General features: G+C 58.4%; 14 protein-coding genes and 1 pseudogene. 3 read left to right on the top strand and 12 right to left on the bottom strand.

Annotated elements, in window-relative coordinates; genetic code table 11:
• Positions 1 to 120: 120 nt before the first annotated feature.
• The 8 genes from ACKWJN_RS11480 to glmS all read right to left on the bottom strand — a co-directional run bounded on the left by ACKWJN_RS11480 (position 121) and on the right by glmS (position 7396).
• Positions 121 to 882, bottom strand: a complete 762-nt coding sequence (locus ACKWJN_RS11480; RefSeq protein WP_408597025.1) for an SDR family oxidoreductase — start codon at positions 880 to 882, stop codon at positions 121 to 123.
• Entirely contained in the window at positions 879 to 1664 is a 786-nt protein-coding gene (locus ACKWJN_RS11475; protein ID WP_408597024.1) for an ABC transporter permease, read from the bottom strand. Before ACKWJN_RS11475 ends, ACKWJN_RS11480 begins: the two co-directional genes overlap by 4 nt.
• Before the next feature lie 6 nt (positions 1665 to 1670).
• Complete coding sequence (locus tag ACKWJN_RS11470) at positions 1671 to 2675, bottom strand: ABC transporter substrate-binding protein (protein ID WP_408597022.1); 1005 nt, start codon at positions 2673 to 2675, stop codon at positions 1671 to 1673.
• A gap of 44 nt (positions 2676 to 2719) precedes the next feature.
• Complete coding sequence (locus ACKWJN_RS11465) at positions 2720 to 3523, bottom strand: ABC transporter ATP-binding protein (protein ID WP_408597020.1); 804 nt, start codon at positions 3521 to 3523, stop codon at positions 2720 to 2722.
• 113 nt (positions 3524 to 3636) lie between these two features.
• A complete protein-coding gene (locus ACKWJN_RS11460) occupies positions 3637 to 4398 on the bottom strand; it encodes an alpha/beta fold hydrolase (RefSeq protein ID WP_408597018.1) in 762 nt (253 codons plus the stop codon).
• Between the two features lie 30 nt (positions 4399 to 4428).
• Positions 4429 to 4773, bottom strand: coding sequence for a hypothetical protein (locus ACKWJN_RS11455; protein WP_408597016.1), 345 nt, complete (start codon positions 4771 to 4773; stop codon positions 4429 to 4431).
• A complete protein-coding gene (locus ACKWJN_RS11450; RefSeq protein WP_408597015.1) occupies positions 4770 to 5249 on the bottom strand; it encodes a hypothetical protein in 480 nt (159 codons plus the stop codon). Before ACKWJN_RS11450 ends, ACKWJN_RS11455 begins: the two co-directional genes overlap by 4 nt.
• Positions 5250 to 5524: 275 nt before the next feature.
• The gene (gene glmS, locus ACKWJN_RS11445; protein WP_408597013.1) at positions 5525 to 7396 is read right to left on the bottom strand and encodes a glutamine--fructose-6-phosphate transaminase (isomerizing); all 1872 of its coding nucleotides are present in this window, start codon (positions 7394 to 7396) and stop codon (positions 5525 to 5527) included.
• Positions 7397 to 7532: 136 nt separating this feature from the next.
• On the opposite strand from glmS, the gene ACKWJN_RS11440 reads away from it, so the two are divergent.
• Complete coding sequence (locus ACKWJN_RS11440) at positions 7533 to 8021, top strand: Lrp/AsnC family transcriptional regulator (protein WP_408597011.1); 489 nt, start codon at positions 7533 to 7535, stop codon at positions 8019 to 8021.
• Here ACKWJN_RS11440 and ACKWJN_RS11435 read toward each other — a convergent pair.
• Genes ACKWJN_RS11435 through glmU form a run of 3 tightly spaced genes read right to left on the bottom strand, consistent with a single transcriptional unit; the run spans position 8018 to position 10112 of the window.
• A complete protein-coding gene (locus ACKWJN_RS11435) occupies positions 8018 to 8434 on the bottom strand; it encodes a putative toxin-antitoxin system toxin component, PIN family (RefSeq protein WP_408597009.1) in 417 nt (138 codons plus the stop codon). The two genes, ACKWJN_RS11440 and ACKWJN_RS11435, sit on opposite strands and share 4 nt — an antisense overlap.
• The gene (locus tag ACKWJN_RS11430; protein WP_408597007.1) at positions 8421 to 8672 is read right to left on the bottom strand and encodes a type II toxin-antitoxin system Phd/YefM family antitoxin; all 252 of its coding nucleotides are present in this window, start codon (positions 8670 to 8672) and stop codon (positions 8421 to 8423) included. The genes ACKWJN_RS11435 and ACKWJN_RS11430 overlap by 14 nt, the downstream gene beginning before the upstream one ends.
• Positions 8673 to 8717: 45 nt before the next feature.
• Positions 8718 to 10112: a bifunctional UDP-N-acetylglucosamine diphosphorylase/glucosamine-1-phosphate N-acetyltransferase GlmU gene (gene glmU / locus ACKWJN_RS11425; protein ID WP_408597005.1), complete on the bottom strand. Its 1395-nt coding sequence runs from the start codon at positions 10110 to 10112 to the stop codon at positions 8718 to 8720.
• Between glmU and ACKWJN_RS11420 the strand changes: the two genes are divergently transcribed.
• Complete coding sequence (locus ACKWJN_RS11420) at positions 10111 to 10995, top strand: DUF6279 family lipoprotein (protein WP_408597003.1); 885 nt, start codon at positions 10111 to 10113, stop codon at positions 10993 to 10995. The two genes, glmU and ACKWJN_RS11420, sit on opposite strands and share 2 nt — an antisense overlap.
• A 4-nt stretch (positions 10996 to 10999) precedes the next feature.
• On the opposite strand, the gene ACKWJN_RS11415 is transcribed toward ACKWJN_RS11420, so the two are convergent.
• Positions 11000 to 11575 (bottom strand): 5-formyltetrahydrofolate cyclo-ligase, encoded by a 576-nt coding sequence (locus tag ACKWJN_RS11415; RefSeq protein ID WP_408597001.1) that lies wholly within the window; start codon positions 11573 to 11575, stop codon positions 11000 to 11002.
• A gap of 13 nt (positions 11576 to 11588) precedes the next feature.
• Here ACKWJN_RS11415 and ACKWJN_RS11410 point away from each other — a divergent pair.
• A pseudogene (locus tag ACKWJN_RS11410) lies at positions 11589 to 12859 on the top strand (lytic transglycosylase domain-containing protein); the annotation flags it as partial.

Below are 12859 nucleotides of genomic sequence, written 5' to 3'. Positions count from 1 at the left end.
AGCTGCGCTGTATGTCAGCTTCGGGCGGAATATTGGCATCCATCAAACCGCGTTCGTTGAACACGGGTTGGTTGGCGGCTGGGGTGGTGGTCATGGGAGCGTCCTCTTGAGAGATCAGGGTTAATTCATCACAAAGCCGCCATTGACGGGCAAGACTTGCCCTGTCACATAGCCGCTGCTGTGCGATAGCAAAAACAGCACGCTGGCGGTCACGTCGTCGGGCACTTGGGCGCGCGTGATGGCGCGACCTTGGGCGTAGTACTGGTGGCGTGCTTCGGGCACGTACTCGGTGGCTTCCACCAAGGTCAGGCCGGGAGCCACCGCATTCACGGTGATGCCTTGAGCCCCAAGTTCGCGCGCCATGGAGCGCGTCATGGCCATCACCGCGCCTTTGCTGGACACATAGGCCATCAGGCGCGGGGCACCCCACAAAGCGGTGTCCGACGCGAGGTTGACCACACGGCCACTGCCACTGGCGGCCAGATGCGGCGTGGCCGCCACGGTGGCCAGCCACGGACCCCGCACGTTGACGGCCATCACCTGGTCCCAGGTGTCGACGCTGAGTTCGTCCATGTTTTTGCCACCCGAGTTGGTGATGGCCGCGTTGTTGACCAAGCCGTCCAAGCCCCCCCAATGGGCTGCGGCGGCGTGGACGCCGGCTGTCACCGCGGCGGGGTCGGACATGTCCATGGGCACGTAGTGGGTGGCGTCGCCCAACTCGGCGGCCAAGGCGCGACCACGCTCATGCAGCACATCGCTGATGACCACACGGGCACCGGCGTGCACCAAGGCGCGCACAAAGGCCTCGCCCAAACCACGGGCACTGCCCGTCACCAGAACGCGGCGGCCAGTGAGCAAAATTTCTGGGGGCTGCGCGCTCATGCGGTGCGTCTTTCTGCGCTGGGCAAGTAGTGCAACACGCGGCGCTCGGTCAACACCACGGCGTAGTACGCCACGATGCCAATGACGGTCAATGCACCGATGATGACGAACACGCCCGCCGTGTTGCCTTGGCCTTCAAAGAAGACCAACAAATAACCCAGGCCCATGTTGCCGCCCACCAATTCGCCCACCACCACGCCAATGACGGCCAAGGTACTGGCGATGCGCAAGCCAGAGAACAAAGCGGGCATGGTGGTGGGGTACTCGACCATGCGAAACACTTGCAAGCGGGTGGCCGAGAAGGAACGCGCCAAGTTGATCATGTCGTAGTCCATGGTGCGCATGGCCGACAAGACGTTGATGAGAACGGGAAAAAACACAATCAGCACAGCCACCAAAATTTTGGGGTACATGGTGTAGCCCAACCACATCACAAACAGCGGGGCAAAGGCGACTTTGGGCGCGATTTGCAAGGCCAACAAGTAGGGTGACAGCACAGCCTCGACACGCGGCGAGAGCCCAAGGGCATAGCCGATCAAGGCCCCCATGAGCGAGCCCAGCACGAAGCCAATCACCACTTCAGCCGCGGTGATCCCCGCGTGCCAAAGCAATTGCTCTGCGCCCCATATGCGCGCGGCCTCCGTGCACACGGCACTGAACCGCGGCAGCACGAATTCGGGCACACCCAAGCCACCTGGCCCCCACTCCCAAGCGGCAAGAAACAAAACCAAAACCACCAAGCTCAGACTGGTGGTGACAAGGCGGTCGCGTTGGGCGCTCATGAAGGCTTACTTTCCAGCCACGAACTGGTTGGTGTAGAGGTCTTTCAAAGGCGTGGCTTTGGGCACCACACCGTTGTCGACATAAAACTTTTGCAACTCGTTCAAACGCTCCTCGTCCATTTGACCGGGCACTTTTTGTTTGGCGTACACGTATTGGTTGTACATCTCAAACGCTTTGAGGATTGAAGCTTCTTTGCCCTTGTGTGCAGGCACATGGGCCACGTACACCGCCGTGGCGGCCTTGGGGTCGGCCATGATGTCTTTCATGCCCTTGATCGTGGCGCGCACCAGTTTTTGAATGAGTTGCGGGTTCTTTTGGATCGTCTCGTCAGACGCCAAGATGGCTTGGGCCATGCTCTTGAAATACACATCGGCAGGCAAGATGTCGACCTGGGCACCTGCTTCAAGAGAGCTCACAGTCCAGTCAGGCACACCGGCCATGCCCACGGCTTTTTTGGCGGCGAACTGTTGCCACACACCGGCAGGGCCAGCCGCTTGAATGTTGACATCGTTCTTGGTCAGCCCCACCTTGCTGAGCATGCCCAGCAGCGCGTAGTAGGTGGTGTCGGTGTAGGCCAACACAGTCACGGTCTTGCCCTTGAGCTCGCGTGGGCTTTCAATTTTTTCGTCTTTGTGCGTGACCAGCTGCGTGAGTGAGCCCGCGCCCAACACGGCCACGGCCTTGACCGGAATGCCTTGTGCACGCGCAATGATGGGCGTGTCGCCGATGGCGCCACCAATCACGGCGTTGCCAGCACCCACTTGCTTGGCCACGTCCACACCACCCCGACCCGTGACGAACTTCACATCCAGGCCTTCGGCGGCGTAGTAACCCTTGGCCTGCGCAATCATCCAGGGGCCAAATGCGGGCAAGGTGCTGGGGGCTGGCAAGAGGTAAGTGATTTCTTGCAGGGCTTGGGCCTTGGCCATCAGCGGCAATGCCATGGCGGTCGATGCTGCCAGCGCCAATGCCAGGCGGCGGCCCGAGAAAGAGGGAGAGGTATGGCTCATGCAAGAACTCCTATAGGTTGAGGAAAGATGCGTTGAAAAAGGGGTCAGTGAACTTGGGTGTTGGCGTCAAGTTTGAGCATGTCCATGAGCATGGCCACATGGCGACCCACCCGGTCGTCTTTGCGGCGCTGCATGGGGTTGTCGCGCCCTGGAATGTCCACCGTGATTTGTTCGACGATGGTGCCCGGGCGCTCGCTCATGACCAAGATGCGATCGGACAACGCCACCGCCTCGGCCAAGTCATGGGTGATGAACAAGACCGTTTTGCCTTGCTGCGACACGGTGCGCGCCAAGTCTTGCTGCAAGATCATTTTGGTTTGCGCGTCGAGTGCCGAAAACGGCTCGTCCATCAACAGCACCAGCGGGTCGACCGCCAAGGTGCGGGCCATGGCAGCGCGTTGGCGCATGCCGCCTGAGAGCTGATGTGGATAGTGACTGCCAAACCCAGTCAGATGGCACTGTGCCAGCAACTGGGCCGACACTTCATGGCGCTGCGCCGCATCCACGCCACGCAACTCCAAACCAAATTCAATGTTTTGCGCAATCGTGCGCCACGGCATGAGCAAGTCTTTTTGCAACATGAAGGCCACATGCTTGTTGGGACCGTTGACCACGTCACCCGCCACTTTGACAATGCCCGCACTGGGTTTGGCTAGACCTGAGCCCATGTTGAGCAAGGTGCTCTTGCCGCAGCCCGAAGGGCCAATGATGGAGACCACTTCGCCGGGGGCGACAGCAAAAGACACGTCGCGGGCTGCCAAGACTTCAGAGGCCGTCCCTGGAACGCCGAATCGCTTGTCGACACCGATGAATTCAATGGCAGCCGTGGCGGCCTGTGCTGTGCTCATCCCGATCTCCTGCATGCGTCGAATTTGTTTCCTTAATGAAACATTGATTCATTGAAGAAATATTATTGACCTCGACTTTGCAGGCGTCAAGGAAGACCAAACAAATTTGAAGGTTATTGGGCGCTTGCTGCGGGACGAGACTGCGACAACCAGTCCAAGAGCAACTGTGCACAGGCCTGGGGCTGCTCCATGGTGGCCATGTGCCCTGCGTGTGGGATGGTTTTGACCTGCGGACGGGCCGGTATGAGGCTGGCAATTTCTTCGTGTTGCGAAGGGGGTGACCAGCTGTCTTGCGCCCCGCAAGCCACCAAGGTGGGAATGCGCAGATTGGCCAGAACATCTTGGGTATCGGGGCGGTTGAGCAGGGCTTGGATTTGCTTGGCAAACACATCGGCGGACTTGCGCGCCAGCATGGCCACGATGGTTTCGATCAACGCGCCATCGGCCAGTCGCTCTGGCGCCACCATGCCTTGGACCCACACCTGCGCCATGGCGCGCACGCCTTGCGTGCGGGCAATGTCAAGCAGCGCTTGGCGTTTGCGCGCCTCCTCCTCACCCATTGCGCCGGCAACTTTGGCTTTGTAGCCCGTGTCAAGCAAGGCCAAGTGGGTCACGCGGTGCGGGGCACGACGCATCACCTCAAGCGCCACACGCCCGCCCATCGAATGTCCAGCCAACGCAAAAGTGGGGGGGGCTTTAGCCAACAGTTGATCGGCCATGAGTCCCAAATCATCGGCCCCGCCGTGGTCAACGATGTGGCAATCGGCATGGTCAGACAGGGCCGGCAACACAGGCTCCCAGACGGCGGCATCGCACATCAGTCCGGGAACCAAGAGCAACGTTGGGGAAGTTGTGTGATGCAAAGTTTTTGTCATGTGTCACTGCAGGCTCTGGCGCCCAATGGTTCAATGCGCGCCCACGGCTTTGAACATGATTTCACCAATTTGATGGAAGTATTTTTCAGCCAATGGGGTTGGGATGAGGAATTTTTTGCGGCGGTTGGTGCCCTGGTGGATCATCTCAACCAAACCCGCTTTGACCAACTGGGTGAGTTTGCGATGAATCGTCGCTGGCGAGGCCAAGGTATCCAGTCGCATGGCGTCCATGACTTTCATCGGCGAGCCTGCACTATTTTTGAGGGCAATGATTTCTAGCAATTTTTTAGATTCCAAATCAACCCCAGCCATCACACCTGTTTCATCTTGCAGCAACTCGCAAAGGTTCAAGAAAGTCAGGTAGACGTTTTTCATATTGGTTTGTCCCTCGATATCAAATTTGGTGCTAACTTTAACAAGATTCGTAGCAAAGCCAAGACCAACACGGTTCCCAGCCATTTGCCGATTGCCATCACCGATGCCGCCAATAAGAAAGTGTCTGTTTTGCCATTCCAATAAAACCACCACTGGATCAGGCACGAACTGAGGATGGCAAACAGCAAAGACATTTTCAGCAGCATGCCATTGGTCAGACCCTTCATGTTCAGGTCCATCTTGAGCCACCGCACCGACAAGTAGCGCGCCAACAAGGGGCTTGCGGCAGCCAACACACTGGTGCCGATGGCAAACAGGTGGTCGCCGTTGAAGTAGTAGAAGTAATTAATCCACATCGCCCCCATAAAGATGCCCACGGCGCCCACTTCAAAAAACAACAAGACCAAAATAAACCGTATGCCAGCTGGGATGTAAATCCAATGCACCCGGTGTAGAAACAGCAAATCGTCAAACAAGAGCCTGTTGAGCTCAAACGAGCCCCAATAGAGTGCCCCACTGATGGCCACGAGACCCAACTTGTGGGTGAAGGGTAAGCTGGTGAGGTCGCCTGATTTCATGCCTGAATTCTTTGGGTTGAATATCTAGGCCAGCTCGCGCTTTGCGAAAGCTTTCAGCATCGGAAGAACGCAAAGTGCAGCGATCCGGATGCCTGACAGATAAACTTCTAATCTCTAGAAGTTTATATCTTATTACAAATTTGACAGTATCTTGGGCTGACTCCGAACGGGGGTTACTCCACCGTCACGCTCTTGGCCAAGTTACGCGGCTTGTCGACATCCGTGCCCCGCGCACACGCCGTGTGGTAGGCCAGCAGTTGCAGCGGCACCACGTGCAAGATGGGCGAGAGCACACCGTAGTGCTCGGGCATGCGGATGACGTGCACGCCTTCGCTGCTTTGAATTTGGGTGTCGCCGTCGGCCAGCACATACAACACGCCACCGCGCGCGCGCACCTCTTGCATATTGCTTTTGAGTTTTTCCAGCAGGGCATCGTTGGGGGCCACGGTGACCACGGGCATGGCACTGGTCACCAAGGCCAAGGGGCCGTGTTTGAGTTCACCGGCGGCGTAGGCCTCGGCATGGATGTAGGTGATTTCTTTGAGCTTGAGCGCGCCTTCCAGGGCGATGGGGTAATGCGTGCCACGGCCCAAGAACAAGGCGTTTTCTTTGGACGCAAAGTCTTGTGCCCACGCGATGAGCTGCGGTTCTAGGTTCAGCACGGCCTGCAAGGCGGCAGGCAAGTGGCGCATGGCCTTGAGGTGTTCGGCTTCTTGCGCGTCCGTCAAATGGCCCTTGGTTTGCGCCAAGGCCAAAGTGAGCAAAAACAAACCTGCCAGTTGGGTGGTGAAGGCCTTGGTAGAGGCCACACCAATTTCAGCCCCTGCGCGGGTGACGTAGGCCAACTTGCATTCACGCACCATGGCCGACGTGGCCACGTTGCAAATGGTGAGGGTGTGTGCCAGCCCCAAGCTTTGCGCGTGGCGCAGCGCGGCCAGCGTGTCGGCAGTTTCACCCGACTGGGTGATGGTGACCACCAAGGTCTTGGGGTTGGGCACCGATTCACGGTAACGGTATTCGCTGGCAATTTCCACCTGACACGGCACTTTGGCGATGGCTTCGATCCAGTACTTGGCCACACAACCGCTGTAGTAGCTGGTGCCGCAGGCCAAGATCAACACGTTGTCGATGGCTTTGAACACCGAGTACGCGCCGTCGCCAAACAGCTCAGGCACGATGCCTTCCACGCCTTCCAGCGTGTCGGCAATGGCGCGGGGTTGCTCAAAAATTTCTTTTTGCATGTAGTGGCGGTATGGCCCCAACTCGGCCGCGCCGCTGTGGGCGTGCACGGTTTTGACCCCACGGGTCACGGGCTGGCGCGCCTTGTCAAACACCCAGTACTTGCCCAGTTGCAGGTCAACCAAATCGCCCTCTTCGAGGTACACAATTTGGTCGGTCACGCCCGCCAAGGCCATGGCGTCGCTGGCCAAAAAGGTTTCGGCACCGTCTTGGCCCACGCCCAAGATCAAAGGCGACCCAGCACGCGCCCCAATCACGCGGTGTGGCTCGTCTTTGTGGAAGACGGCAATCGCATAAGCCCCCGTCAAATGCGCCAAAGCGGCTTTGACGGCTTCAAAAATGTCGCCGTTGTAGAGGCTGTCCACCAAGTGGGCAATGACTTCGGTGTCGGTCTGGCTGTGAAACACATAGCCCTTGGCTTGCAGCTCGGCACGCAGTTCGTCGTGGTTTTCGATGATGCCGTTGTGCACCAAGGCCACACGGCCGGGGCGTTGGTCGGCATCGGCGCCCGGCCCGTGGCTGAAGTGGGGGTGGGCGTTGTGCACCGCTGGCACGCCATGGGTGGCCCAGCGGGTGTGGGCAATGCCGGTGCCGCCCTCGATGTGGTCAACCGCCACTTGGGTCATGAGTTCAGACACGCGGGCGGTGCTTCGCGCACGCTGCAAGCCCCCCTGCTTGCCGCCCAAACTGGCGGCGTGCACGGCCACACCACACGAGTCGTAGCCCCGGTATTCCAAGCGTTGCAAGCCTTGAACGAGGATGGGGACGATGTTGCGCGATGAAACTGCTCCGACGATGCCGCACATGTTTTGCACTCCTGAATGACGTTTCTGCGCATCGTAGGCCGTACAGAAAGAAATTTCTCTACTATTTTTTCATTTATACGGATTTAAATTTCACGACTCGTTGATATTGAAATTAAATTTCTTTAATATTCAACCTATGGAAGAAATTGACAATATTGATTTGCAACTTTTGGACTTGCTCCAACACGACGCCAGCCTGAGCAATGTGGCGCTGGCCGAACGGGTCAAGGTGTCGCCACCCACGTGTTTGCGCCGCGTCAAGCGTTTGCAGCAAGCGGGCTGGATAGAGCGCCAAGTGGCCGTGCTCAACGCCGACCGCTTGAGTGCAGCACAGGGACCGGCCTTGAGTGCGCTGGTGGAAGTGACGCTGGACCGGCAGGGGAGCGAACACATGGATGCGTTTGAGCAACGCGCCGTGGCCGAAGACGCGGTGCAACAGTGTTGGCGCGTGTCACCGGGCCCCGACTTCATGCTGGTGCTGCAAACCGCCGACATGCCGAGCTACCTGGCGCTGACGCAACGGCTGTTCACGCAAGACGCCAATGTGCGCAACGTGAAAGCGTTTTTCAGCGTCAAGCGGGCCAAGTTCAGCAGCACGTGGCCGCTGCGAACTCAAAGAACTTAAGCGCCTAAAAATACCAAGGCTTGCTGGGGCGAGAGAACTTGCAAGCCAGGAATCGGTGCCATATCCAGCAGGTCTTTGTCACCACTGATCAAAGCAGCTGCGCTGGCTTGGAGGGCGGCTTCAACCATTTGATCGTCATCTCGGTCGCGGCAATACAAGCCGGGTACACCGATCTCGACCCAGTGCGCACATGCATTGAAGTCATGCAACAAGCGCTCGCGTGACTCCAAGGCAATGAAACGGTCGAATTTGGGGCGGTAAAGACGTGTGCGCAACTCATCGAACGTGGCTTGCGAAAAAACCAAGCGGTGCTGCGCCAAAGCGCATTGGACAAGCTTTGCAGGTGCGCCTTGTGTGGACAAGGCCGCACTGATCAACACGTTGGTGTCGATGACCAGCTTAAGACTCGTCACGTAGCAAATCTTCTAGCAGCTCGGGGGTCATGCCCGCTTTTTCGGCTTGCACGGCAGTGTCTTGCAGGGTGTGCTGCAAGCGATTGGCGTAAAACTCGCGCATCGCTTCGTAGTCTTGGGCCGAGACCATCACCCCCACCACCCGATCACGGCGCATGACACGCACGGGCTCGCGCTGGGCCAAGTCAATGAATTGACCGAATTGAGTTTTTGCTTCGTTGGCAGAAAAGGTTTGCATGGGCCAAATTTAGCACGAATCGAACGACTCGGTCGAACCAATAGACTATTTCGGAGTTTTATCTGGCCGCTTGTAATTGGCCATGCTCACCTGCTTGCCCCGCGCCACGCTCAAAGCACCGGGATCGGTGCTCTTGGTGATGGTGGAGCCGCCGCCCACCGTGCCGCCTGCGCCCAGGGTGACAGGGGCCACCAACACGCAGTTGCTGCCCACATGCACATCGGCTTCGATGACGGTGCGGTGTTTGTTGGCGCCGTCGTAGTTGGCGGTGATGCTGCCTGCGCCAAAGTTGACGCGCTCGCCCACGGTGGCGTCCCCCAAGTAGGCCAAGTGATTGGCTTTGGCGCCTTTGGCCAAAGTGGCGTTTTTGACTTCCACAAAGTTACCAATGTGCACCTCGGCCGCCAGTTGTGCGCCAGGGCGCAAACGGGCGAAGGGGCCAATGCGCGCGTCTTGGCCCACGGTGACGCCCAATAGTTCGCCGTCGATGTGGGTAAACGGGTGAATCACCGCGCCAGCTTCAATGGTGCAGTTAGCAATCACGCAGTTGGCGCCAATCTTCACGCCTTGGCCGAGTGACACGTTGCCTTGGAAGATGCAGTTCACATCAATTTCAACGTCTTGCGCACAAGTCAAATGCCCGCGCACATCAAAACGTGCGGGGTCGATGATGCGCACGCCGTCGGCCATGAAGGTCTGGGCTTGGCGCAGCTGAAACGCACGCTCAAGCTCGGCCAGTTGGGTGGGGCTGTTGACGCCCGCGACTTGCGCGGCATCGTTGATTTTGTGGGCCACCACGGGCACACCGTCGGCCTGGGCAAACTTCACCACGTCGGTCAAATAAAACTCGTTTTGGGCATTGTGGTTGTCCAGGCGCGCCAGCCAAGGTTTGAGCAACTTGGCGGGCACCGCCATGATGCCGCTGTAAACCTCGGGTATGGCCAATTGCTCGTCGTTGGCGTCTTTGTGTTCGACGATGGCGTGCACTTGGCCGCTGGGGCTGCGGACTATGCGGCCATAGCCGGTGGGGTCGTCAAACTCAATCGTCAACACCGCGAGTTGTTGGCCATCGCACAGCGCCAGCAAGGCTTGCAGCGTGTCGGCTTGCGTCAAAGGCACATCGCCTGAGAGCACCACCACCACGCCGTCGTCGGCCAACAACGGCACGGCTTGCTGCACCGCGTGCCCTGTGCCGAGCTGGGGCATTTGACGGGCGAATTGCAAGTGGTCGGCGGCATTGGCCGAAGCCAGCGCCGGCTCAACCAGCTCGGCACCGTGCCCTGTGATGACGATGGTGTGCCGCGCCTTCAAGGTGCGTGCCGTGTCAATCACATGTTGCACCAAGGCCTTACCCGCGAGCTGGTGCAGCACTTTTGGGATACTGCTCTTCATTCGGGTGCCTTTGCCAGCAGCCATGATCACCACATCCAAAGCCTTCATGTCATTTATCCTTATCTTGCGCAGAATTATCCGCCATGCCTCTGTTTGCCTTGCGCTGGCGGCGCTGGTGGGTTTGAGCGCGTGCAGCACCATCAAAGTGGCGTACAACAACAGCGACGACGTGATGTATTGGTGGCTCGACAGCTATGCCGACCTTCAAGACCACCAAAAGCAATTCACCCGCGAGGCCTTGGTCGATTTGCAGCGCTGGCACCGCCAACAGCAACTGCCCGAATACGTCGCCCTGCTCAAACGCCTGCAGACCCTGATGCCCCAAGAAATCACACCTGCACAAGTGTGCGCGGTGACCGAGGAGATGAAAACCAGCTTTGTCACCCTGCTGCGTTATGTCGAACCCGCCAACGCCAAACTGGCCTCGCAGCTCAAGCCCGAGCAACTGCGCAGCATCCGACAACGCTTTGACAAGACCAACAAAACTTGGCGAGAAGACTGGCTTGAGCCCAGTGTCGAGGAACGTCTGCGCTATCGCACCAAACAAGCCACCAATCGTTTGGAAGATTTTTATGGTCGCCTCGACAAGCCCCAACGCGATGCGCTGCACATGTGGTTGAGCGAGTCCAGTTTTGACCCTGCGCTGAGTTATGCCGAACGCGAACGCCGCCAAGCCGACAGCCTGCAGACTTTCCAGCGCATGACGCAAGAAGGCAGTGCCCCAGCGCCAGCTTTGCTGCGCGGCTTGACCGAACGCACCTTGAACTCACCGAACGAGCGTTACCGCCTCTACAACCGCGCCCTGTGGAACGAAAACTGCGAGGGCTTTGCCAAGTTTCACAACAGCACCACGCCGGCCCAGCGTCAACGCTTGGTAGAGGCGCTGCGTGGCTATGAGCGTGATCTCAAAGCCTTGATGGCCCCGAGGTAGGGCGCTAGCCCATCGGCCACACCACGCCGTTGTCATTGAGCAGCGCATCCAGCGGCATGTCGTGCGGCTCTGGCATCAAGTCTGGCAAAAACCCATGGGTAAAGCCCAAACCTGCGGTCAAGGGCTTGGGCTGCAAAGTGGCTAAGGTGCGGTCATAAAAACCACCGCCATAGCCCAAACGATAGCCACCCGGCCCATAGCCCACGCAGGGCACAAACAACAAAGTGGGCACCACCACCTCGGTGTCTTTGGGTTTAGGGATGCCATACGCATCCTCTTCCATCGGGCAGCCTGGATACCAAGCGTGAAAGGTGAGTGTTTTGTGCGCTTTATCCACCACGGGCAAACCAATGCGGCGACGTTGCGGCTGGTCTAGCAGCTCACCGTCTTCCTTCCAGCGATGCAGCACAGGCAAAGGGTCAAACTCGCCTTTAATGGGCCAATAAGCACCAATCACCGTGTCGGGGCGATCGAACAACCAAATCCGCATCACGCGTTGCAACAGATCAGCCCGTTCGAGCCGATCGGGCATGTTCAAACGCTCTTCAATGAGCTGTCGGCGCAAGGTCTTTTTGTCCACAGATAATCAATGCATGAAATTTCGAGTCATTGTGTCATTGTTTGCCTGCGTCTTTGTGACTTTGGCCTCCGTTCCACCCAGCATCGCCGCGCCAGCGTCTGCCAACACCCAGGCCGACGCCGTCATCACCGACATGGCCCAGGCCTTCAAACGCGGCGAACGCAAGCGCCTCACGGCCTTGTTGCCCCAGGCCAAAGGGCACACGCTTGAGCCTTGGGCTGCCTATTGGGAACTCAAGGCCCGTTTGGACGAAGCCTCTCATCAAGAGGTGCGCGCTTTTTTCAACCGTTACCCTGGCACTTATCAAGAAGACCGCTTGCGCAACGACTGGCTGCTGCTCTTGGGGCAACGGCGCGACTGGAGCACCTTGGGCGAAGAACACACGCATTACCGCATGCGCGACGACCGCGAACTGCGTTGCTATTTTTTAACGGTGGAGCTTTTAGAAAAAGGCCCACAAGCCACCCCAAGCATTGCCGATGAAGTGCGCAAAAACTGGATGGGCATGAAAGAAGCCGATGACGGCTGTACCTTGGCGGCTGACCGCTTGTATTTCAACAAACAATTCACGGCCCTCGACATTTGGCGCAAAGCCCGCTTGATGGTGGAGCACAACCGTCCACGTACGGCCCGCAATGCGGTGCAAATCGTCGCACCTGATTCGGCCCAACTGGTGCCCGAGGCCTTCAATAATGCGCAAAAGTTTTTGGCCAAACACATCCCTGCGCCACAAAAAGTGCGTCAAGAGTTGGTGGTCATGGCACTCATCAAAGTGGCCACCATTGACGCCGACAAAGCCGACAAGCTGATGCGTAACAAATGGCAACCTTATCTCACCACCGAAGAGCGTCATTGGGTGTGGGGCGTGATTGGACGCCAATCGGCCATGCGCTTAGATGACGACGCGCTCAGCCACTTTGCCTACGTTGCGCACGACAAAGACTTGAACGACGACATGTTGGGCTGGAAAGTTCGTGCGGCCTTGCGTGCAGGCTCCACGCCCAAGTGGTCGGTGGTGGAAAGCGCCATCTCGGCCATGAGCGCCGAGGCGCGCAAAGACCCCACGTGGGTTTACTGGCACGCCCGCGCACTGATGGCCCGCAAAAAAGTGTCGCCTCAATTGCAGCAAGAGGCCACCGCCATGCTCGAGAGCATTGCGGGTGTGCGCGGCTTTTATGAGCAACTTGCCCTCGAGGAGCTTGGCCGTAAGGTCACCGTGCCCGCGCGCCCACCCGCCCCCACCCCTGAAGAAATGGACGTGGCACGCCGCAACCCATCGCTGCA

The organism is Limnohabitans sp. (assembly GCF_046052825.1).
Taxonomy (GTDB): Bacteria; Pseudomonadota; Gammaproteobacteria; order Burkholderiales; family Burkholderiaceae_C; genus Limnohabitans.
Note: the sequence above shows the minus strand (reverse complement) of the source record. Positions and strands in the feature narration are given on the sequence as shown.

Excerpts from the sequence above, each read along its gene's own strand:
- ACKWJN_RS11480 (WP_408597025.1), bottom strand. The coding sequence starts at position 882 with ATGAGCGCGCAGCCCCCAGAAATTTTGCTCACTGGCCGCCGCGTTCTG.
- ACKWJN_RS11475 (WP_408597024.1), bottom strand. The coding sequence starts at position 1,664 with ATGAGCGCCCAACGCGACCGCCTTGTCACCACCAGTCTGAGCTTGGTG.
- ACKWJN_RS11470 (WP_408597022.1), bottom strand. The coding sequence starts at position 2,675 with ATGAGCCATACCTCTCCCTCTTTCTCGGGCCGCCGCCTGGCATTGGCG.
- ACKWJN_RS11465 (WP_408597020.1), bottom strand. The coding sequence starts at position 3,523 with ATGAGCACAGCACAGGCCGCCACGGCTGCCATTGAATTCATCGGTGTC.
- ACKWJN_RS11460 (WP_408597018.1), bottom strand. The coding sequence starts at position 4,398 with ATGACAAAAACTTTGCATCACACAACTTCCCCAACGTTGCTCTTGGTT.
- ACKWJN_RS11455 (WP_408597016.1), bottom strand. The coding sequence starts at position 4,773 with ATGAAAAACGTCTACCTGACTTTCTTGAACCTTTGCGAGTTGCTGCAA.
- glmS (WP_408597013.1), bottom strand. The coding sequence starts at position 7,396 with ATGTGCGGCATCGTCGGAGCAGTTTCATCGCGCAACATCGTCCCCATC.
- ACKWJN_RS11440 (WP_408597011.1), top strand. The coding sequence starts at position 7,533 with ATGGAAGAAATTGACAATATTGATTTGCAACTTTTGGACTTGCTCCAA.
- ACKWJN_RS11430 (WP_408597007.1), bottom strand. The coding sequence starts at position 8,672 with ATGCAAACCTTTTCTGCCAACGAAGCAAAAACTCAATTCGGTCAATTC.
- ACKWJN_RS11420 (WP_408597003.1), top strand. The coding sequence starts at position 10,111 with ATGTCATTTATCCTTATCTTGCGCAGAATTATCCGCCATGCCTCTGTT.
- glmU (WP_408597005.1), bottom strand. The coding sequence starts at position 10,112 with ATGAAGGCTTTGGATGTGGTGATCATGGCTGCTGGCAAAGGCACCCGA.